At 43.8% G+C, this 23,172-nt stretch carries 15 protein-coding genes; 3 read left to right on the top strand and 12 right to left on the bottom strand.

Translation table 11 applies throughout. The annotated features are described in order from the left end of the window. Positions 1–8: 8 nt before the first annotated feature. From L4C38_RS06045 to hemL, 11 genes are all read right to left on the bottom strand, one after another. A complete protein-coding gene (locus L4C38_RS06045) occupies positions 9–884 on the bottom strand; it encodes a glucosamine kinase nucleotide-binding domain-containing protein (RefSeq protein WP_428796636.1) in 876 nt (291 codons plus the stop codon). A 4-nt stretch (positions 885–888) separates the two neighbouring features. Then, positions 889–2,607: a glycoside hydrolase family 9 protein gene (locus L4C38_RS06040; RefSeq protein ID WP_428796635.1), complete on the bottom strand. Its 1,719-nt coding sequence runs from the start codon at positions 2,605–2,607 to the stop codon at positions 889–891. Positions 2,608–2,684: 77 nt separating this feature from the next. Further along, complete coding sequence (locus L4C38_RS06035; protein WP_428796634.1) at positions 2,685–3,680, bottom strand: ABC transporter ATP-binding protein; 996 nt, start codon at positions 3,678–3,680, stop codon at positions 2,685–2,687. A gap of 39 nt (positions 3,681–3,719) precedes the next feature. Then, positions 3,720–4,703, bottom strand: coding sequence for an ABC transporter ATP-binding protein (locus tag L4C38_RS06030; protein ID WP_428796633.1), 984 nt, complete (start codon positions 4,701–4,703; stop codon positions 3,720–3,722). 2 nt (positions 4,704–4,705) lie between these two features. Continuing rightward, on the bottom strand, positions 4,706–5,731 hold the full coding sequence (locus L4C38_RS06025; protein WP_428796632.1) for an ABC transporter permease: 1,026 nt from the start codon (positions 5,729–5,731) through the stop codon (positions 4,706–4,708). 2 nt (positions 5,732–5,733) lie between these two features. Beyond that, positions 5,734–6,720: an ABC transporter permease gene (locus L4C38_RS06020; RefSeq protein WP_428796631.1), complete on the bottom strand. Its 987-nt coding sequence runs from the start codon at positions 6,718–6,720 to the stop codon at positions 5,734–5,736. A gap of 171 nt (positions 6,721–6,891) precedes the next feature. After that, positions 6,892–8,574 (bottom strand): ABC transporter substrate-binding protein, encoded by a 1,683-nt coding sequence (locus L4C38_RS06015; protein WP_428796630.1) that lies wholly within the window; start codon positions 8,572–8,574, stop codon positions 6,892–6,894. A 638-nt stretch (positions 8,575–9,212) separates the two neighbouring features. Then, positions 9,213–12,596, bottom strand: coding sequence for a hybrid sensor histidine kinase/response regulator (locus tag L4C38_RS06010; protein ID WP_428796629.1), 3,384 nt, complete (start codon positions 12,594–12,596; stop codon positions 9,213–9,215). Positions 12,597–12,792: 196 nt separating this feature from the next. Next, positions 12,793–13,815: a 16S rRNA (guanine(1207)-N(2))-methyltransferase RsmC gene (gene rsmC, locus L4C38_RS06005; RefSeq protein WP_428796628.1), complete on the bottom strand. Its 1,023-nt coding sequence runs from the start codon at positions 13,813–13,815 to the stop codon at positions 12,793–12,795. A 58-nt stretch (positions 13,816–13,873) separates the two neighbouring features. After that, positions 13,874–14,959 carry an AI-2E family transporter gene (locus L4C38_RS06000; protein ID WP_428796627.1) on the bottom strand — a complete coding sequence of 362 codons (1,086 nt, stop codon included), beginning with the start codon at positions 14,957–14,959 and terminating at the stop codon, positions 13,874–13,876. Between the two features lie 346 nt (positions 14,960–15,305). Then, a complete protein-coding gene (gene hemL / locus L4C38_RS05995) occupies positions 15,306–16,598 on the bottom strand; it encodes a glutamate-1-semialdehyde 2,1-aminomutase (protein WP_428796626.1) in 1,293 nt (430 codons plus the stop codon). Between the two features lie 285 nt (positions 16,599–16,883). Here hemL and erpA point away from each other — a divergent pair, with 285 nt between their 5' ends. The 3 genes from erpA (at position 16,884) to L4C38_RS05980 (ending at position 21,713) form a co-directional block, all read left to right on the top strand. Further along, complete coding sequence (erpA, locus tag L4C38_RS05990; protein ID WP_428796625.1) at positions 16,884–17,225, top strand: iron-sulfur cluster insertion protein ErpA; 342 nt, start codon at positions 16,884–16,886, stop codon at positions 17,223–17,225. 268 nt (positions 17,226–17,493) lie between these two features. Further along, positions 17,494–18,582 (top strand): efflux RND transporter periplasmic adaptor subunit, encoded by a 1,089-nt coding sequence (locus L4C38_RS05985; RefSeq protein ID WP_428796624.1) that lies wholly within the window; start codon positions 17,494–17,496, stop codon positions 18,580–18,582. Between the two features lie 11 nt (positions 18,583–18,593). Further along, entirely contained in the window at positions 18,594–21,713 is a 3,120-nt protein-coding gene (locus L4C38_RS05980) for an efflux RND transporter permease subunit (RefSeq protein WP_428796623.1), read from the top strand. 51 nt (positions 21,714–21,764) lie between these two features. Here the strand turns inward: L4C38_RS05980 and shyC are convergent, their stop codons facing one another. After that, positions 21,765–23,051: a peptidoglycan DD-endopeptidase ShyC gene (gene shyC, locus L4C38_RS05975; protein WP_428796622.1), complete on the bottom strand. Its 1,287-nt coding sequence runs from the start codon at positions 23,049–23,051 to the stop codon at positions 21,765–21,767. Positions 23,052–23,172: the final 121 nt, after the last annotated feature.

The raw sequence follows: 23,172 nt of genomic DNA, 5'->3' as shown, positions 1-23,172 counted from the left end.
ATAAATCCTTAATACAGATTGTGCTCTGGTTTACCGGCCATCATGATCGCGCCTTCAATTGCATCGAATTGAGGTTTTACAATCCATTGTTGAACGGGTGGCGAGAGCCAATTTTGAATGCGTTCTGCGATGCTGCCCATTAAACAAATACGCGTAGCGCCGTTTTTGTTTAATGCGATGAGGAACATTTCGATATCGGCAGCGGTCTGTTTGAGCATGGAAATCGCGAGAGCATCCCCTTGGAAGGCATGTTCGAATATGGCTGGAGAAAATTGACCATAGTCTTTAGGAATAGCGCCTTTAGACCACTCCACAATGGCGTCTACGTCATTGTCAAAATGATTTAATACATGCTCAGCTAGCGGTGTTTTTTCGATGATGCCATCGTAGGCAAGCAATACCTGTTGAATAAGGCGCAAACCCATTACTGCGCCGCCACCTTGGTCTGAAATTGGAAACTCACGCCCCCCGACCACATGCTGCTGACCAGATTGCAGAAAGATTCCACATGAACCTGTGCCTCCAATCATGATCGCACCATCATCGCCATTGTGTGCGCCAAGACAAGCACCGTAGGCATCGGTATTGAGAGCCAGTGATGCGAATGGGTGGGGTTGTGCCATAAAGGCATGCCATGAGTTTTGGTGTTCAGCGCCAGCAAGAGCGAGACCAAGGTGCATTTTTGCAAAGTCTTGCTCAGTTAACCCACCTTGCTGAGCCGCTTGGGTTACGGCTTCAATAATGGATGCCATCGCGATATCGGCACCCAACATAATATTGGCACTGCCACTTTTAGCTTCGCCAATCAATTTATGTTGTTCATCACGGATACGCGCGCGGCAAGAAGTACCACCGCCATCAATACCGACATGGTATAGAGTCATATATTTAGTCCCTTATGCTGTCAAAATGATTAAATTGACAGATGATGGCAAGCAAATACCACGCTCCGTGAGGAATCCATTGCTCACCCCATCGCCAGTTTTGCAACATATCATCTTTTTGTTTGACTGGATTAAAGGCGATGTCCTCCTCGTCCTCAAAACCGCCTGTAATGCCGTTGCAAACACCACCTTTGGCATTAAAGAAACCTAAATGAGGCAGGTAATCTGGATTGTTGTGACCAAAACCATCCAACATGCACATGTCGTATGGGTTGTGTCCGACGATCCAATTCAGGGCATTTTGCGCAAATTCCGTTAGTTGTTTTTGTTTATCAGCATCCAGTACATAGCGTTGAGCCAATAAAGCCATGGTCGCGAGTGAGCCTAAGCGAGCATTTTCACCCTGCCACCAATAGCCGGTTTCATTCTCGTGAGCGACAAAGAAAGCGCTGCGTTTATCGCCATTGATTGGCTTAACATATTGGCGTGGGTAGCCGAATGGATTGGCAACCTGCCGAGTAATCGTTAATTCAAAATCAACCGCCTGTGTAACAATTTGAGTGACAGCCACAACGACATCGCTGTCTTGCTCTATTGCGAGATATTCACACAGTGCGATAACGGGTAAGCCAGCTTCAGCTGCATGGAAATATGGGCGAGAGCCATCTTGGTTTGCCGACCAATAGTGGTTGATTGTATTGTCAGAAACTTGACGAGCGGATAAGCGCTTAGCCCATATACGGCTTTCAGCGAGATACTCTTCTTTCTTACTTGCTTTGTAGAGCTCGACGGTTGCGAGTAATGCACAATATTCATCAATAATGTTTTCTTCGCCATCATTGATGTATTGGGTGTTCATTTCTTTTAAGTGCCAATAACCTTTTTCTGCCGCTTGTAAGTAGTCAATGGAGCTAAACTCTCCGTCTTCACCGACAGTAGCGGCTTTAGCTAGTGCTGCAATTGCGACCCCGCCGCCTTGTCTAAATCCTGCGTGATAATCGTCAGATTTGTGACCTTGCTGGGTTGCGTAAGCGCATATTTCACGTTGTTTGATATCTTTTGACCACTTATCAAACACTGTCATATAGAAGAAGCCATCAGGGTTTTGCATACGCATTAAGAAGTCGGCACCAAAAAGGGCTTCTTCGATTAAGCGAACGCTAGAGAATTTGGCGAATTGCTCATTTCCAGTGACTAACTCCAACCCTTTGAGCATGTTCCAAACCACCATTGGGGTTTGTTGTGGGTTAAAGTAGTTGGCATAAGAAAGGTGACTAAGATATTTACTCACGTCACCCGAAGCGTCATACCACCCACCACGGGCATCAATAGTCTTGTTGCTGCCTAAAATAGGCGCTTGTTGATCCTGCTTGTCAAAAATACCGCCGCAGCGTTGCGACTTAAAGTAGTGCAGAACATCTGAAAATGTGTTGTGGAATAAAACACCATGACCTATTTCAAATACTTCTGAGCGAATATTATCAAAGCGAAGATAGTAGCTACCCGGATTTTGAAACTCAGAGAAATCAATGCGAAAAAAACTCCCTTGGTGCCAATGTGCGACGCTTCCGCCCTTTTCGACTTCCATAGACGCAACAGTTTGATGACTGTCAGCACTCACCAGTAAGGCAGTGGTAGTGGACAGGCGAGGCTTTCTCGTCATCAATACAGCCTGTTTAGGCCCAAGGGATTCATAACCAACGTGGTTAGTAACTAGCAGCATTGTTGTCTCCGCAAATGATTGTATAGCATCAATAAATTAGTCAGAGCCAAGAGAAATATCTCTTGGCTCTATGGGGCTTAGTCCTCGTAGAGATAACAACGAACAAAATGGTTATCTGACAGTTGTGTCACGCTTGGAAGGTGCTCGCGACATTTATCCATCACATGGGTACAACGCCCCGCGAATGGACAACCAACTGAGGCTGGCGTCCAAAGAGGGATATCGCCTTTGTTCCCTTTGAGCTTTTCGTGAATAGACTTGCTTGGGTCGGGCACAGCAGAAACTAATAGCTGTGTGTATGGGTGCTGAGGATCGTGGATGATCTCTTCTGTATCCCCCCATTCGACCATGTGCCCCACGTACATCACTGAAATATCTTCTGCGATATAACGTGCCGTCGCGATATCGTGCGTGATGTAAAGCAAAGACATTTGCTTTTCGAACTTCATCTCTTCCATTAGGTTAAGAACGCCAGCACGAATAGATACATCAAGCATCGAGGTTGGTTCGTCAGCCAGTACGACTTCGGCGCCTACTGCAATATTGCGTGCTAAGTTAATACGCTGACGTTGACCACCAGACAACTGATGAGGAAACTTCTCAGCCGTCTCTTTTGGTGGAATAAGTCCGACTTGCTCAAGTAGATCGTATACACGCTCTTCAAGCTCTTTTTTGTTACCGGGCTTGATTTTCTTATGGATCAGTAGCGGACGAGCAATATGGTGGAAGATATTGTGTGTCGGGTTTAGCGAGCCGAATGGGTCTTGCCATACCATTTGCACACCTTCACGATAACTCATCAAATCAGCTTTGGAGTAGATATCAAGAATGTCGCGACCTTTGTACTCGATAGTACCGGAAGTCGGGGCGTACATTTTTGCGATCATTTTCGCCGTTGTTGATTTACCCGAACCGGATTCACCAACCACCGCTAAGCCACGACCTTTGTACATTTTGAATGATACGTCGTTGATCGCACGCATCATGGGTTGTTTAAGGGCATTGCTGCTGATAGGGAAATCCTTAATTAGGTTTTTTCCCTCTATCAGTAGTTCGCCGTACTCTTTGCTCATAATTGTCTCCAGAAATTTTTTGTTTTGCTTTTTACATTGCTAGATTTTGGTCTGGGCAATTGGCTCACCGTAAAGGTGGCAGTTAGATAAGCGATTCGGTTCAATCTCCCTCAACTTAGTTGCGACCTGAGTACATTTGTCATGTACGCGGTCACAACGAGCTTGAAAACGACAGCCTTCTGGTACTTCAAGTAGGTTTAAAGGGTTACCTGGAATACCTTGTAGCTTTGTTTTTGGCCCTGTGAGTGGAGGGAATGAACTACCCAACCCTTTGGTGTAAGGGTGGTATGGGCTGGTTAAAATTTCCTTCGATGGAGCAACTTCGATCAGTTCACCAGAGTACATAATGCCGATTCGGTCTGAGAACTCGACCATCAACGATAAGTCGTGAGTAATGAATAGAATCGAGAAACCAAACTCTTCTTTAAGTGCGTAAATTTTCTGTAGGATTTCGCGCTGAACCACAACATCTAGTGCAGTGGTTGGCTCATCCATAATGATCATTTTCGGGTTGAGCGCTAACGCAATTGCGATAACTAGGCGTTGACGCATACCTCCTGAAAATTGGTGTGGATAATCGCTCAATCGGCTAGGGTGAATATCAACGATTTCAAGTAGACCTTCAGCACGCCTGCGCGCTTGTTCACGAGTCATGTTGGTATGGCGCATAATGACGTCACAGAACTGCTCTTCCATTGGAATAACAGGGTTTAGGGCGTTCATTGCGCTTTGGAAAACCATCGACATTTCGCTCCAGCGAAACGACTGCATACGTTCATCGGTATAATCTAAGATATTTTCGCCGTTGAAGATCACCTCACCATGAGAGATGAATGCAGGCGGCTTATGAAGACGCATCAGTGAGAAGGCTACCGTTGATTTACCACAGCCTGACTCACCAGCAAGACCAAATACCTCGCCAGGAGCTATATCGAAACTGACGTTATTACAAGCACGGACATCGCCCGAGGCTGTAATGTAGTCAACGCAAAGGTTGCGGATAGAAATTAGTGGTGCTGTCATGATTATTTATCTCCGCTCCAAAGTGCATTTTGTGGTGCTAGTTCAGGCTCACGCTCTTTCTTTTCCTGCTCAGCAAGTTTCTTCCAGCGTTTCATGCCTTTGTGTGAGCGAAGTTGCGGGTTAGCAATTTCATCTACCGCAAAGTTAAGCAGTGCAAGACCTGTCATCAATAGGATTAGGGCAATACAAGGAGCCAGTAATTCCCACCATGCGCCAATCAGCATTGATGATGATGTTTGTACGTTATAGAGCATGATGCCCCAGCTTACTGTGTTCGGATCTCCTAGACCTAGGAACGAGATAGTGGCTTCCATCATGATGGCGTACATAACTGAACCGATGAAACTTGCGCCAACAATCGGCATTAGGTTAGGCAGAATTTCGACAAAGATAATGCGCCATGAAGACTCTCCCAATACTTCAGCGGCTTTAACAAACTCTTTTTCTCGCAAAGCCATGGTTTGGGATCGTATTACACGAGCACCCCATGCCCAGGCGGTGAAGCCAATGATTAAGGCAATGGTGAGAGGACCGGCTTCGCCGATAAATGCCGCGAGTACGAACAACAAGGGGTACTGCGGTATAACTAACATAATATTCATCGCGGCGGTGAGAATGTCATCGACACGCCCCCCAAAATACCCTGCTGATATGCCGATTACGGTCGCAAGGAAACAAACCGTGATACCTGCGCCAAAACCTACCGCTAGTGATACGCGAGCGCCATGTACGAACTGTGACCAAACATCACGCCCCATACGGCTTGTCCCCATAACGTGATCGGCTTTCTTAGACATGGCCATTGTGCGGCGATCATCAGCTAAGTTGATGGCAACCCAGCCATCAGGATTTGCTTGTGCCGCTTTCACCACAATTGACGGGTATTCGTGTGGATTACCTGAACGTTTGTCAGGAGCGTGCTTTGCCAATAATGGAGCAAATATAGCAATAAAGACAAAGGCGGATAGTATGATGCTACCAACAAGAGCCATCGGATTACCGACAACGAGTTTTAGGAAACCTTTCATAATTAATTGCCTCCCTTACGTAGGCGAGGATCAAGAACAACGTAAAGCATGTCAGCCAGTAAGTTAAAGAACAGCATGAACAGAGTCATAATCAATAGTTGACCTTGAAGAACTTGGTAATCACGCGCTTTGATGGCGTTGAATAATACTGAACCGAGACCAGGGTAGTTGAAGATGATTTCGATAATGAGCTGACCACCGATAGCCATACCGAGAGCCATTGATAGAGCGGTTACACTAGGTAGCATTGCGTTACGTGCAGCGTAGTTGAAAACAATACGCTTTTCGTTCAGTCCCTTGCCTTTTGCCATCGTAATGTAGTCTTCTGCTAGCAAGTTAATCATGTTGTTACGCATGTTAACTAAGAAGCCACCAATTTGGACGATAGTTGCACAAACAAGCGGAAGCACTGCGTGGTAAGCAACGTCCTTAATGAACGCCCAGCTAGTCCAATCAGGTAATGTTCCGGCAGTGTAGGCATACCCGGTAGGGAACCATTTAAGACCAATTGCAAAGGTAAATAGTGCAATCATTGCAATAACAACTTGTGGTACTGCTTGGATAACCAACATACCAGGAGTGATAAATGCATCGTATTTGCTACCGCGTTTCCACGCTGCATAAATACCTAAAATTGAACCGAGAGAGAAAGAAAGAATTACTGCAGTACCTGCAAGGAACAATGACCAACCAAAAGCGCCACCTAGTAGTTCATTTACAGACAGTGGGTAAAATTGAATTGAAGTACCCAACTCCCAGCTAAGAATATTCTTCATGTAGGCAAAGTACTGCATCCAAATAGGACCGTCGACAAACCCGAGAAGTTGTTTCATTGCTTCAATACGTTCCGGTGTTACCTGAACGGAAGCGTTAGCAAACATCATGGTAACTGGGTCACCAGGCATTGCTCGTGGAATAATAAAGTTCAAAGTAGCCGCAACCAAAAGAGCGACAAAATAAAATGACAAACGTCTTAAAAAATAACCCATAACTTACACCTTACTCACCCAGATTTTCCCTGTTCCTGGTGTCAGGTCGCTCATAGCGAAACTACAAATTTGAGCGTAAAAATCCCCTGACGCTAAGCGTCATACCTTAAATGACTAACAGGAGGGGGGATGTGCGGCGCACGGAATGTACGCCGCTTTATTGCTTGTCTATTACTTAACTGGTTTTAAATCCAGAACGTGTAGTAGACGCTCAGGGATACCGTCCCAAATATTTGGACGACCTTGAGGATTTTCTTCATTCCACCAACCAGTGAATCGAGTTGTATTGTACTGGAACATGTATGCACCAGACATTACAGGGATAGTGACTTGGTCAGCTGCAATGATTTTTTGGATACCGTGTGCGATAGCTAGCTGCTCATTTTTATCAGCTGTTTTGTAGAAGCTGTTTAGCAGCTTATCTAGCTCTGCGTTTTGGTAGTGGTGCATTGCGAAACGAGGCATACCATCGCCAGATTGTAGCGTCGAGTTGAAACCGCTATTCCAGTACAAGTGTGGATCTGCACCGTGGAAGTAGTTAGTGAATGCTACATCATAGGTTGCTTCAAGCATTGCTTGGTTGTACACAGAGAAATCTGGTGTACGAGCTTTTGCTTTGATGCCAACTTCAGCTAGCTGCTCAACGGCAAGTTGAACCGTGTTGTTGAAGTCAGTCCAACCGTTTGGAGATTGAATCATCAACTCAAAAGATTCACCTGATGGAGTGTCAACGAAACCATCTTTGTTTACATCTTTAAAGCCTGCTTTCGCTAGAAGCTCTTTAGCACCGTCAACATTGTAGGTGTTAAAACCTTTGTACTTATTATGAGTTTCTTCGTCAGACCAAGTTTTAAATGCGTAACCTAGACCTGATGCGAAATCATTCACTGTACCGCCACCGTAGAAAGCAATGTCGATAACAGTTTGACGGTCAATCGCCATAGAGAATGCGCGACGGAAGTCAATGTTAGTTAGTGCTTCTTTTTTAACAGCATCAGGATGCTTGTAGTTAACTAAGAATGCACTAGTGCCTGCTGGCGGATACCAGTAATGGTGTTTAGGACTTGCTGCAGCGTAGGTGCGGTCGATGTCTGGAATGAATGAAGAAGTCCAGTCCATTTCGCTGTTAATTACTTTACCTAAGAACTGATCATTGTTCGCAATTTGAGGAACACGTAGACAGTCTACATCTAGGTTATCTGCATCCCAGTAGTTAGGGTTTTCACACTGAATGTAAAGCTGTGGTGTGAAAGTCGCGATTTCAGTAAATGGTCCTGTGCCTACAGGTTTTTCATTCATGAAAGTTGAAGGATCTTTAACTTTACTCCAAATATGTTCAGCTACGATTGGTAGTTTAACAATCTCATAAGCAGCATTTGAGTTTGCTTCTGAGATGTTGAACTTAACTTGGTAATCGTTCAGTTTCTCAACACTTGCTACCCAAGAGTTAGTACCTGCTTGGTCTAGTTCAGGTTTTTCCTTAACTAGATTGAAAGAGTAAATAACGTCATCAGCGTTGAATGTTTCACCGTCAGACCATTTCACGCCTTTACGGATGTCAAAGACTACACTTAATAAGTCATCAGCAATGGTATAGTTCTCTGCTAGACGAAATACTGGTGTGTTACCGTGCATCTCGTTAAATACCACTAGCGGCTCGTACATGAAGTCACGAGTGGTATGAATGTTTGTTGCCCCAAGGTATGGGTTAAAGTTACGAACAAAGGTTGTATATTCTTTAGGGTGTACAGTTAATTCGCTGCGCTCAGCTGCTGTAGCTACTGATGCAAAACCAGTAGTTGCAGTTGCGATAATCGCTGTTGCTAGTGCAGTTTTTTTTATGTTGGCAAGCATAGCTGTTCCTTACTATTTGCTTTCATTTCACTAATGGATAGGAATGTTATCAATTGATGAACACTCACTAAGGTCCACCTCTTTTAGATGGTCGACGTCGGAGGGTGTCAATCATCCTGAGTGGCCTGTAGACCTTAGGCAGGGTTAAGAAAACACCGAATTTGATTGTTTAGCAATTTAGATTCCCGTTAAAAACGTTAAAAACACTCATAGTTACGTCAATAACGTTAATGCTGGTAAATACGAGTAAATGTCGATGTTTTTTTAACCATGAGTTCACTCGCAATTTTTTTTTTGAGATTTCCAGTATGTTAGTTGTTACTTACCTTTAATCCTTTTGTTTAATTGATTGTTGTGAGGATGGGTATTCTTTGAGATCTCTATCACCCCCTTTCTCAAAGGTTAATTTCACTCGCTAATTTAAAACTGCCGAATTGTTGTGATTGGTATCTCAAATACTGTGTATAGTTGCTTTTACCTACGTTGACTTACACTTTTAACGCTCAATTTTGAATTATTTGTGCGGATTTTGACGGTAGATATAGAGTTGTTTTTTAGCGTGTAAAAACTGTTGTTAGAGATTGTTTGTGACAAAAAAAAGCTCACCGATAAAGGTGAGCTTTAATCGGCATCGATTTCTAAGTCGTCAGTAGATGCTGTAATTTGTCGCGTAGCTCCTCGATAGTGCCGCGTTCTTTGTTCATTACTGAGCAATTGGCTAAGATGTATTCGAGTGAGTTGAGCACTGTTCGCCAGCGAGGGGTCTTTGGTAGTGTTTCTATCCGTAGGTATTTGTCCAGCGTTCGCGTCTGCAAGGTACTACGATCGAGGTATACACGCCACAAGCCGCTTTGTTCAGCAAAAGCAAATTTGCTATGCCCCGTTGAGCTTTCCCAATAGTCGATCGCAGTTGTCATGGCATCCACTAGGACTTCGCGCATTAAATCTTGCTTTGATTTTTGCTCACCAGTGACTCGGTCAACAAGTCGAGTGAACTCGCCACCCAGTTCTTTAAGTTGTTGCAGTTTGGCTCTATCACCATCGAAGGCGTAGCTTGATAAGGCTTCAATTGCGGTTTCTAGATTGCCCATCCTCAAAGCGTTTACGCCACCACCATTATCAAAGATATACATCGACTTTAAGCCTGATGCGTCAGGTAGACGGAGAATATCAGCATCAATATGTTGACGAGTATCTTCTATGTAGATGTCCACTTTACCGCAGTAGTGCTCTTGCCCAATGTCAATAAAGCGCGGAGCTAGGATTTCATCTGCAGAAGAGCGTTTTAACTGCTCTACCGAGCGCTTAAATAACCGAGCTGCAGCCTCATTGGCGAAGCGTATTCGACTGTCTTCTCGAGTACATACGATAGCCTCTGGTGCAGACTCTAATTGTTCGAGTAAGCGTCCTTGAGTCTCTATGAGGCTAGCTTCGACTGCTGCACGTTGGCGCAATTCATCTTGTAGTACTTGGTTTTCCAGTCGGCGATTCTCAGCTTGGCTGGCGGAAAGGTGGACTAAAATTCTCGCAGCAAGTTCCTGCTTATTAAATGGTTTAGATAGATAATCATTCGCCCCTGAATTAAAGCCTCGAATGCGATCATCCGCTTGATTTAGCGCGGTTAGCATAATCACTGGTAGCTCAATGTTGTCATAGTTCTCACGGATGGTCTCACAGACTTGATAGCCGCTTAATCCGGGCATCATTACATCAAGAAGTACCAGTTCAGGTTTCTCTTGTTCGATAAATTGCAGCGCTTCGTAGCCATCTTTAGCGGTACGAACACGATAGCCCGAAAGCTTTAAGAAGCTATCAAGAACCCTTAAATTGACGGGTTCATCATCGACGACTAACAGAAGCTCACCATCGGGATTTTCCGATAAACTGGTCACTTCAGCTTCTTCTATTTCGTAGTTTTCTGGCGCTCTAAAATGAATGCTGTCACTGTGACTGGCTTGAGCTACTTGATCTTCATTCGCGAGTGGCAATGTAAAGCTAAAGGTAGTGCCTACCATCGGTTGGCTACTGACGTAGAGTGAACCGCCCATCAGTTCCACCAGTTGTCGACTAATCGAAAGACCGAGACCAGCCCCTTGGCGGTACCGGCTGGTATCATTGCCGGCTTGAATAAGAGGCTCAAAAATATGCTCAAGATGATCGGCAGGGATACCTTGCCCAGTATCTACTACTTGAACTCGCATCTTGGCATCAACGACGTTCGCTGAGATAACGATCTTACCTTCGCGTGTGTATTTTATTGCATTACCGACCAAATTATACAGTACTTGTTCAAGGCGTTGAGGATCCGCTGCAACCCACACAGGCTCTGTGGGCACTTGGTTGATTATTCGAACTTGCTTATTGCCGAGCAAATGAGAAGAGAGCTCGAGTACTAAACGCGTTGCACCTGATAAATCGACTGCACAGGTATCAATATCCATATTGCCATAACGCATTTTGTGGTAATCAAGTAGGTCATCAACCAGTGTAGCTAAGCGCCGACCGCTGCTGATAATGATGTCCAATTGATATTTGTGCTCAGAGCGAATAGGACCATTTGCGCCGGAAACCAGTGTTTCCGCAATTCCAACCATGCCGTGCAGCGGTGTGCGAAGTTCATGCGATGTGGTGGCGAGAAATTCGTCTTTAAGCTTATTGGCAAGCAGCAATTCCTCGTTCTTTTTCTGGATGAGTTTTATGTTATTTTCAAGTTCGTCGTTTTGCTCTTTGATCAGCTGCATTTTTTCACGAATTGAACGCTGCATTCGCTCGAAGGCAATAGCAAGCCGACCAATTTCATCTTTTCGAGTGGTATTGATCTCTGCGCTTAGGTCGCCGGCAGAGGCTTTTTCTGCTGACCATGTCAGTTTGAGCAGCGGAGAAGTAATAAAATTAGACAGATAGTGAGAAGCGATCACAACTAATATGATGGCGAAAAGCATAGCAAAAACAAACAGTGTTTCTAATTGTCTAATGCGTGCGAATGCCTCTTTTTCAGACACCTCGACGACCAAAGCCCAATCTAACCCCTTGGTTTGTATATGGCTGTGTGCCGCGATAATCTCTTCACCCAATGAGTTGATGAACGTGCCGACAGCGGGAGGTTGGCTGAATGCCAGATCAATGATCGATTGACTGTTATCAACGTCCTCTTGCTCATAGGATAAGGTACGTAGTGTTTGGTCTTCACCTACTAATAAGGTTTTTATCGACCAAACGTTGCTTTTGTCAGCAATGAGTTTAGTTAAACTGTTATTAGGCAATCTAAACATAGCATAGCTGTGTAAATAGCCCTGTTGAGTAATAGGCGCTCCGATCCAAGCATAGTTTTTATCTTGGTGAGCTGAGAAATCAGAAAAAACCACAGGTGTGTAGTCCTGATTTGATTTGTGAGTTTTGGCTACTTCATCGCGAAGTTGCTGAAAAGCATGTCCAAGATTGTTTTGTCGGTATTTGCCATCAATTAAGTTAGTACCAAAATAGTCATGCTTAAAAATTGAGTAAGTCACATTGCCGTTTATATCGACCAGTAATATGTCGTCAAAATCCGAACGTTTGAGAAGCTCTAAAAATGAGCGATGGTAACGAGTATGAAGCAAGCGATAACGTTCGGTACCATTAAATACTGGTGACTCAGGCAAAATTGACGTTTTTATCTGATCGCCTGAACCTTGGATATAGCGTTTCTGTGCGAACTCCCTTGCCTGATCACTATCGACCCCAAGATTTTGGAATGCACTCACAAGCCCATAGAATCGACCGCCACTGGCATACGCTAGTTCTGAACGTACAAATCCCATTACTTCAGATTCACGGGCATTTAGATAGTCCATGATTTGTCGGTGCTTACTGTCTCGCACAGATATTAGATAAGATGTGCTTTGTTCTTGCAGATCTTGACTATGGGAGTGTAAGAAGAATAGCGCGGTCAGCGTTAATGGGGTAATACTTAACGCTAGAAACGCTGCCATTAACGTGTTTTGAAGACGTTTAAATCTCTGCTTTCGATACAACTTAAACATAATAAGAGTATGACTTTCCGTGAAAACCGCAGCAGATAAATGCTCGGCGTTAAAATTGTAGATATTCCTAGAATGACAAAATTAACGAGTTTTTTTACTTTGACAAGTAAGTGGGACTTAAAGCGTGGTAAGCCGCGCAGAAATTTGCACGATAGAACCTAAATACCCAGAAAATTTTATTTTCTGGGTATTTAGGTTATTTTTGAGCGTAGTAAATTGTGAATTTATTTGTCTTGTTTAGCGTGTCACAATTTCCAAATGCTTGCTCTATTATTGGTGGGTATTTAAGAAAACTATTAGCAACAATCAGTAGCTCTCCTGATTTATTTAGTTGCTTTGGTGCATCGCTAAGCAACATTTCAGTGGCACTGTAGCTGGTATCTAAGCCCGAATGAAAGGGGGGGTTACTAATAATAAACTGGTAATCAGCCGCGCAATCAGAGTAAACATCAGAAGCAAACACACGACCGTGCAGGTTGTTTGCCACTAAGGTTGCTTTTGATGATTCGATGGCTAGTGCACTGATGTCACACATCTCTAGTTCAATACTTGGGTAGAGAATGCCCATCACACTACCAATAACACCAGCGCCACAGCCGAAGTCGAGTACTTTGCCTTTTAAGTAAGGTAAGCTATCCAGTAGGAGAGCACTACCGATATCAAATTCACCGTGGCTAAATACACCGGGTAAGCTTTTGATTATTAAACTGTGCTCTTGGTAGTTTACGCTATAAGTTTTAAACCAATCTTGCATGTTGAAAGGTTTGACGTCTTGCGTGCATTGACCCCAATAAAATGAGCAGCGACGAGCTGAATCATATTTTTTGATCAGACCGTAAGGCTGGAACATCTTTTCAATACTTTTCACACCAGAGCGGTTTTCACCAACGACCACAATTTCCGCACCCTTACCTAACTTTGCCATCAGCATTGCTAGTAAATACTCTGCTTCCGCTTTTGCTTTCGGCCAGTATAAAAGTACAAGATCGGCTTCAGTTGCTTGATCAAATTCCGCACCAAATACGGATGTGATGCTTTTACAAGCGTCCAATTGGCGATAGTAACCATAGTTAGTGGTAAAAACGGTTACAGATGCGCAATGATTGGAAAGCTCAACTGGAAAGAGATCTTCGGCTTCGCCAGCGACAAGTACATGCTTACCTTCGAAGTAAGCAAGCTGTCTCTGTGCAATCTGACTCGGTGTAATATAGGCAGACATGGTGTTGCTCGAGTGAATAAAAAAGAGGGAGGATTCTCTCATAATCCTCCCGCGCGCGCTAATTCTTATCTTGTTGATCTAAGAAGTCGGAGAACTCTTCTTCATAGATATAAAATAGCACCATGGTGACGGCAAAAATGATTGGACCGTAAATCAAACCAATTAAGCCAAATAGATGTAAACCACCTAATAATGAAAAGAAAATCATCAAGGTATTCATGCCCGCGCTGCCTTGCATTAGCAGTGGTCGCAGTAGATTATCGATTGAGCCGACAATGGCGATACTCCAAATTAATAGGAATATTGCCCAATTGGTGTCCCCGACAATAAATAAGTAGATAGTAGCAGGGACCCAAATCATCGCGGTACCTACCACAGGAATGAATGAAGCAAAGCCCATCATGGTTCCCCAAAATAGTCCCGGGAATCCGGCTAGCCACATACCAAAACCACCAGCAAGACCTTGAGCAATGGCTGTGAGGAAAGATCCCATGACAGCTGATTTTGCAACTTTCTCAACTTCATTTAGTAGTTTGTCTTCTTGGCTTCGTGATAGCGGTAAGATATGACGCATTGCAGAGATAATTTTATCGTGGTCGCGTAATAAGAAGAACAATACAAATAACATCAAGAAGAACGACATCAAAAAGCTGGTGGCATCACCTAGAATTTTGGCGCTAAATCCGACAATGTTGCTACCAAAAGTGGTGGCAAATTGAGCCACTCGCTGTGCGATTTCTTGTGGTTTTATCTCTTCAAAAGGTAGGTAGGTATTGACGACCGAGAGACCTTTAACCACCCAAGGGTGAGCAAACGCCTCTTGAATACCGCCATGTGTTACCCACGCATAGACATTTTGTGAAAACAAGGTGCCTTGCTGAACGATAGCGGCGAAAACAAACAGCAAAGGGATCACAATAATGAAAGTGAGCACGACGCAAGAAAGCAGCGAAACGATGTTTTTGTGATCGGGTAGTTTGCTCTCAATCCATTCGTGGATAGGGAACATAAGCAATGACAGTATAAACGCCATTACAATCGAGTTAACGTAAGGTTCAACTAATAAAAAACAGGCAAAGCCAGCCGCAAGTAGTGCAGCGATCAAGACCCAATGTCCTGAGGTGATTTTGATTTTATCTGACACAATGTCGTCCAGTAGGTAACCAAGATATAGAGTATAATGGCTTGATACCCAAGTGACTTCAAGATGTTGAATTCAGAGTTTTGTCACTCATTTCAGTTTCAGGTAAACGATGATGTGTAATAGCTATCTATTTCCGAGTCGTTGTATACGAGAGTCTTATTAAGGGAGAGTTAATATCATGGGGTGTTGCAGTGATGATAAATGCAGTGAAAAACCAACCAATAGCAGCACAAACACGTATTCCATGGTTTGTGCTGCTATTGGTTGGTATCGGGCTATTAGTGGTAATTAACTGGCAATAAAAAAGGCTGCCTCAGCAGCCTTTTCATGTTTATATTTCGTGTGATTAAGCTTCTTTAGCTAAAATCTCAAAACAGCGATCAGCGGCATTTAGTGTCGCTTCTATTTCTTTGCTGCCGTGGGCAAGAGAAGTAAAGCTAGCTTCAAATGCCGATGGAGCAAGGTAAACACCGTTCTTTAGCATCAAGTGGAAGAAGCGCTTAAAGCGTTCAACATCGCACTTAGTGACGTCATCGTAACAAGTCACCGTTTCTTGTTCAGTAAAGAAGAAACCAAACATGCCACCAACGTAGTTTACAGCCAGTGGAATACCGTGCTTGTCGGCTAACTGTTTAAAGCCTTTCGCTAGCTGCTTAGTAATAAACGCTAAACGCTCTTCATTGCCTTCTGCACGAAGAGCATTCAAACATGCGTTACCTGCCGCCATTGCAACTGGGTTGCCAGAAAGTGTTCCCGCTTGGTAAACCGGACCGGTAGGTGCGATGTATTGCATTACGTCTTTACGACCACCAAATGCCCCTACAGGCATGCCACCGCCAATCACTTTACCTAGTGTGGTTAGATCCGGTTTAATGTTGTAGTGAGCTTGAGCGCCACCTAATGCCACGCGAAAACCAGTCATTACTTCATCAAAAATGAGCAGTGCGCCTTCTTGATCGCAGATTTCACGTAGACCTTCATGGAAGCCTTCAACTGGCGGGATACAGTTCATGTTGCCTGCTACAGGCTCAACGATAATACATGCGATTTCGCCTTTGTTGGCAGCAAACAATTCACGAACTGAGTCGAGATCGTTAAAAGTTGCTGTTAGGGTATATTTGGCAAAGTCTGCGGGTACGCCTGGAGAGCTAGGTTGTCCTAATGTCAACGCGCCAGAGCCAGCTTTAACTAGCAAACTGTCTGCATGACCATGGTAGCATCCCTCGAATTTCATAATTTTGTCACGACCAGTGAAGCCGCGCGCTAAGCGAATAGCACTCATGGTTGCTTCAGTGCCAGAGCTCACCATGCGAACTTGTTCCATTGAAGGAACCAGTTCACTTACAAGCTCTGCCATGTTGATTTCTAATTCAGTTGGCGCGCCAAAGCTTAGACCACGTTGTGCCGCATCTATTACAGCTTGACGGATGAGTGCATGGTTGTGCCCTAGGATCATCGGTCCCCAAGACCCCACGTAGTCGATGTAAGCTTTGCCATCGGCATCAAAAATAAGAGGGCCATCTGCGCGCTCAACAAAAATTGGAGCGCCACCAACACCGTTAAAAGCGCGAACGGGAGAGTTGACGCCCCCAGGAATAGTTTTTTGCGCTTTTTCATACAGGTCTGCTGATTTGGTCATTGATATATCCTCTTTGATTGCTCGGACCAATTAGCTGGGCATTGTACCTGCCAAAGAAGGCATGAAAAATGTTTTCCAACACATTCTGAGGAAATTAAGACCAATTGTTATGAATTGTGGCTTTGAAAACGAAGAGTAATAATATGAAATCACTCATTGAGTGGTGAATACTTGAACGCTGCACTCAGGTATTAGATAATCATCAAATCAATAAAACATAACTGCTGCGAAAATATGACCAAATTTGGTGATAATAAGCGGCAGAGACAAGTGAGAGAGGTCATTGTGAGCGAAGCCAATATCCCCCTAACTTTTTCTGATTCGGCAGCAATGCGAGTAAAGACTTTGATTGCGGAAGAAGAAAATCCAAATTTGAAGTTGAGAGTGTACATCACGGGTGGTGGCTGTAGTGGTTTCCAATACGGCTTTACGTTTGATGAAAGCGTTAATGACGGTGACACGACTATTATCAATAGTGGTGTTACTTTAGTGGTTGACCCTATGAGCCTTCAATACTTGATTGGTGGTCAAGTTGATTATACAGAAGGTTTGGAAGGCTCTCGATTTTTCGTTAGCAACCCTAACGCAACGACGACGTGTGGTTGTGGTGCATCATTTAGCGTTTAAGACTGAATGAAATCGACTAGAAAAAGCTGCCTTGGGCAGCTTTTTTTGTGTTACGACCCAAAGGTAGTTTAATTAATGACCAGTGTCATGTTTATGTCTGTTAATAATAATGGTTCTTTTTGTAACCTTGTTATCTTGCTCAGCGTTGTTATGCTACCTGCGACTTGCAGATTAACTTTGTTCTTTTTGAACAAAAAACCATAAAAAAAAACAGTAGAAAGGAATCTCAAGCGTACTGGATGTTTGCTTATGAAGTTTAAGGATTGTTATGGCTAAGTTGTCTATATTTCGTTTTTTATCAGTAAAACCTTATTTTATTTCGTTAATTTTGGTGTTGCTATTAGGTGTTTGGTTGACGATGGGCTCATCAAACTCAGAGGAGGTTGCGCCTTCTACTAATAAAGATGTCGATATACCACTTGCTAAAGTCGCCTTTAAAACGTTTGTTGCCCAATCGACTCATAAGACTATCGACCTATATGGAAGAACTGCGCCAGACCGTGAGGCAAAGCTTGGTGCTGAAATTGCGGGTAAAATTGTGTCATTACAGGTTAAAAAAGGCGACATGGTTGAGCGTAATCAGGTGATTGCACGAATAGATAAAGGTGATTTTGATATTCAACTACAGCGAGCGCAAGCAATGTTGGCTGTGAGAGAAAAAGAGTTTAAAGCGGCTCAATCATTAAAGCGTAAGGGCCTACAAGGTGAAGTCGCTTTTGCCAACGCACAGGCGACTTTAGTGGAAGCTAAAGCGATGGTGAGTAATGCGAGACTAGCACTGCGCAATACCAACGTCACAGCCCCGTTTGATGGTGTTGTTGATTATCTGTTTGTTGAAAAAGGTGATTTTGTCGGAGTTGGAGACCCAGTTTCAACCTTGATTGACCTGGGAAAAGTGGTCATTGAGGCGGATGTTAGCGAGCGTCATATTCAAGACTTAAAACTTAACCAATCAGCAATTGTTCGCTTTATTAATGGTCAAGTAACAGAAGGAAGCGTTCGTTATATTTCTCGAGTCTCTTCCTCTTCTACCAATACCTTCCCGATTGAAATTGAAGTCGATAACCCACAGCAACGAATCCCTGCGGGGGTGAGCACCGAAGTTGAACTTAACCTTAAAGATCAGTTAGCGATAAAAATTACTCCTGCTATGTTAGCTCTGGATGAAGTTGGTAATTTGGGGGTCAAAACCCTTATTAATGATGACATAGTTAAATTTGTACCGATTCAACTGGTCAAAGCAGAGCAAGATGGTGTTTGGCTTACGGGGCTTGGCGAGCAAGTGAGTATCATTACTACCGGTCAAGGTTTTGTTCGTGACGGTGATCGAGTGATCGCTGTTGAGCAGTCTAAGTAGTAGGAGCTGACATGTTTACCTTAATTGATGCAGCTTTGTCTCGCACACGTACCATGCTGGTATTACTGGTGTTTATTATAATCGCCGGCGTGATTACCTATATTACTATTCCTAAAGAATCTAGCCCCGATATCACCATTCCTATCATTTATGTCTCTGTTGGACACCAAGGTATTTCGCCTGTGGATGCAGAGCGTTTGTTGGTGCGCCCAATAGAGCAAGAGTTACGTTCAATTGAAGGCGTTAAGGAAATGACGTCTACTGCCTCAGAGGGGCATGCCTCGGTAATGTTGGAATTTTCGGTTGGCATGGATCTCGATAAAGCGATGGCTGATGTCCGCGAAGCGGTAGATCTAGCCAAACCTAAGCTGCCGGAAGACAGTGATGAGCCTACTGTCAATGAAGTGACGTTGGCATCAGAAGAACCAGTATTGTCACTGGTCCTCTATGGTACCGTGCCGGAACGCACTATTGTACAAATTGCCCGTCGTTTACAAGACAAGCTAGAAAGTTACCGCCAAGTGTTAGAAGTGAAGATTGCCGGTGACCGTGAAGACATTGTTGAAATTATCGTCGATCCGTTGCTAATGGAAAGCTATGGTCTTGATCAAGCTGATATCTACAATTTGGTAGCCCTAAATAACCGAGTGGTCGCTGCCGGTTTTGTTGATACTGGCTATGGTCGTTTTTCTGTCAAAGTTCCTTCGGTATTTGATTCGATTAAAGATGTACTTGAACTGCCGATCAAAGTCGATGGTAAGCAAGTGATCACGTTTGCTGATGTTGCCACCGTGCGTCGCGCATTCCGCGATCCGGAGAGTTACGCTCGTCTTGATGGTGAATCAGCTGTAGTACTAGATGTTAGTAAACGGGCTGGCGAAAACATCATTGAAACCGTTGAGCTAGTTAAAACAGTACTTAATGAAGCACAAAAAAGTCCAGAATGGCCAAATAACCTGTTGGTGAAATACACTTGGGATCAATCCGACGACGTTAAAATGATGCTCAATGATCTGCAAAACAACATATTGTCTGCGATCATATTGGTGGTGATTGTCATCATTGCCATATTGGGAATGCGAACGGCGATGTTGGTGGGTATTTCTATTCCCGGCTCATTCTTGGCTGGGCTACTAGCACTGTCTGTATTCGGCATCACGATTAATATTATCGTGTTGTTCTCCTTTATTATGGCGGTGGGAATGTTGGTTGATGGCGCTATTGTCGTGACTGAGTTCGCCGATCGGCGTATGCAAGAAGGTACGCCAAGAAAGCAAGCATACAGAGATGCAGCCAAGCGAATGGCATGGCCGATTACCGCTTCAACAGCAACAACTCTAGCCGCATTTGCGCCACTATTATTTTGGCCTGATATTACCGGCGAATTCATGAAATTTTTGCCATTGACCTTGATTGCCACTTTAGCGGCGTCGCTGGTTATGGCAATGCTGTTTGTACCTGTGTTAGGTGGCTTATTTGGTAAACCTCAAAATGTTACCTCTGAGAGCCGAAATCGTATGATTGCCCTACATGATGGTGACTTTTCTCAGGCAACAGGTATCACTAAGTTTTATTTTCATACTCTTAGTGTTTCACTCAGACACCCAATTAAGATCTTATTGTTAGCCATTGTATTAGCATTTGGTGTTGGTGCCGCATATAACAAAGCCGGCCTTGGCGCTGAATTTTTCCCCGAAGTTGATCCCCCTTTCTTTACCGTAAAAGTGCGCTCTTATGGTGACCTTTCGATTAATGAGAAAGACAACATTATGCGGGATATTGAGCAGGTGATGCTTGGGCATGACGAATTCGAAAGTGTTTATACTCGAACTGGTGGTGATGATGAAATCGGGCAAATTCAAATTACACCAGTAGATTGGCAATATCGTCGTAAGGTTAAAGCGATTATTGAAGATCTCAAACAGCAAACCGATCAATACGCTGGGGTTGAAATAGAATACAAATTCCCCGATGCAGGACCTCCGGTGGAAAGCGATTTGGTCATTGAAATGTCATCACTTAATCTTAATGACCTTGATGCTGCTGCTAAGCAAGTTCGTGAGTGGGCAGACAATAATGCCGCATTGACTAATATCAGCGATAACTCCAGCAAGGAAGGAATTGATTGGCAAATAGATATTCGTCGTGATGATGCCTCTCGTTTTGCTGCTGATGCTACTTTGGTTGGCAATACCGTGCAGTTTGTTACTAATGGCTTGACTATTGGTGACTATTTGCCTGACGACTCGACAGAGGAAGTCGATATTATTGTTCGCTACCCAGAAAATAAGCGCGATATTGGTAAGTTTGATGAGCTGAGAGTGAAAACCGCATTGGGTATGATTCCCATAACTAACTTCGCTAGCATCGTGCCAGATCATAAACAAGACACCATTCACCGTGTCGATGGTCACCGGATTATCAGCATTAAGGCCGATATGAAAGAGGGCTATAACTTAGCGTTGGAGTTACCAAAGATTGAGCAGGCATTAAGTGACATTGATTTCGCGAGCGGAGTGGAATTTAAGCTGCGTGGGCAAAATGAAGAGCAACAAAATTCGTCTGCATTTTTGCAGAATGCTTTCTTAGTTGCTCTGGTGGTGATGGCGCTTATTCTGATCACGCAGTTCAACAGTTTTTATCAAGCGTTCTTGATTTTGAGTGCGGTATTGTTCTCAACCGTCGGGGTATTTGCAGGTCTCTTGATCTTCCAACGCCCATTTGGCGTGGTTATGTCAGGGATCGGTGTGATTGCTTTGGCGGGGATTGTGGTTAACAACAATATCGTATTGATTGATACCTATAATCAATTACGCCGTCGTGGTTTGGAAAAAAGAGAAGCAATTTTGCGAACCGGTGTGCAGCGTTTGAGACCTGTATTATTGACCACGGTAACCACTATTTTAGGGTTACTACCAATGGTACTTGAAATGAACGTCGATCTGATTAATCAGAAGATTGAATTTGGTGCGCCAAGTACTCAGTGGTGGTCACAATTGGCAACGGCAATATCGGGTGGCTTGGCATTTGCGACCGTACTGACGTTGGTGCTGACGCCCTGTTTGTTAATGCTTGGGCGTAATAAAATCCCTGAAGAAGAGGTAGCAGAGCCTGAACTTTCAGGGGGTTGATATAAAAAAGCGCTGATTTATCAGCGCTTTTTTTTAAGTGTTTGTTTTAATTTAATTGTAGGCAAGTAGTTCACGATAGCGTTCGAGCTTTTTCAATCTGATATCTGCATTTGCCATAAAGGTTTGCCTTGTTTTTCCTGTGAGGGATTTTGACTGTGGCAGCTTCACTGTTCTTGCGTTTTTATGCACGCCATTAACTAAGAATTCATAATGCAAATGAGGACCAGTAACTCGTCCCGTACCACCTAAGGTACCAATAGTTTGTCCTTGCTTAACTCGTTGACCAGTCTTGACCATTCGACGAGTTAAATGCAGATATTTGGTTATGTAAGTATTGCTGTGTTTAATAAACACATAATTGCCATTGAATTGGTTGTAGCTCGACTTTTGCACAATACCATCACCAGCAGCCCAAATAGGAGTTCCTACTGGTGCAGCGTAGTCTGTTCCTCGGTGAGAACGCACTTTTCCCGTTACTGGGTGGCGGCGGTTCGGGTTGAAATTTGAGGTAACCCGGCGGAAATCGAGTGGTGACCGTAAGAATGCTTTCTTCATAGCTCGACCATTCTCATCGAAGTAGTTGCCAGTTTTATCATCCAAGATAGCTTTGAAGGTATCGTTTTGGTTAGTAAATATAGCGGCAATGATCTGACCGCGATCAACCACTTCGCCTTCCACTATTTTCTCTTGATAGAGAATTTTAAAGCTATCGCCAGAGCGAATATCAAGCGCAAAGTCGATATCCCAGCCGAAGATACCGGCTAGTTCCATTATTTGGTTTGCTGTTAACCCCGCACTAATAGCGGCATTCCAGAAATTGGAAGTAATAGAGGCTTCTGCATAGTTATATTGGTAGTTAACCTCTTTACTTTCGACCTCACCTTTATAGCTGTTAGCTGTTTTGGTTATCACATACACTTCATAAGCATTGATTGGTCGTTTTATTTGAATCAGTTCGTCGTCAGCGTTAAAACCAAATTTAAGTACGTCGCCTGGACGAAGTTTAGTTAATTGCTGTTTGATCTCTTTACTGGCGGTGGTGAGGTTATAAAGCAAACGTGAAGAGAGAGCGGCACGCTGAAAGACAATCGCCGCGCTTTCACCCGAGCCAACAGTAAATTTTTCCCAGCGTAGTTGCGAAAGGGATGTGGTACTTGCTTTGATTACAAGGTTGGTTGGATTGATTTCAACAGGGTAGGCTTTACCCAATTCAAAAAAACCTTTTTCTTCGCGCAAAGACTGTGGCTCTGGTAGAGCTAATGCAACGCCAATCAAAACTACAAATAGGATAATTAAAGCTCGATGAACCCTTGGTAAGCGAGCAAAAAAAGACAACATCGTATGTCCGTATTAAAAATTCGACAAAAAAAGCTAGCTGACTAGTTTAACTGGTTTCAAAAAGCATCGCTATTCAAGTAAGATGTAAAATTATCAAATTTTTGCCAAATCTGTGGGAGTG

Source organism: Vibrio kasasachensis (assembly GCF_050337565.1).
GTDB classification, from domain to species: domain Bacteria; phylum Pseudomonadota; class Gammaproteobacteria; order Enterobacterales; family Vibrionaceae; genus Vibrio; species Vibrio kasasachensis.
Note: the sequence above shows the minus strand (reverse complement) of the source record. Positions and strands in the feature narration are given on the sequence as shown.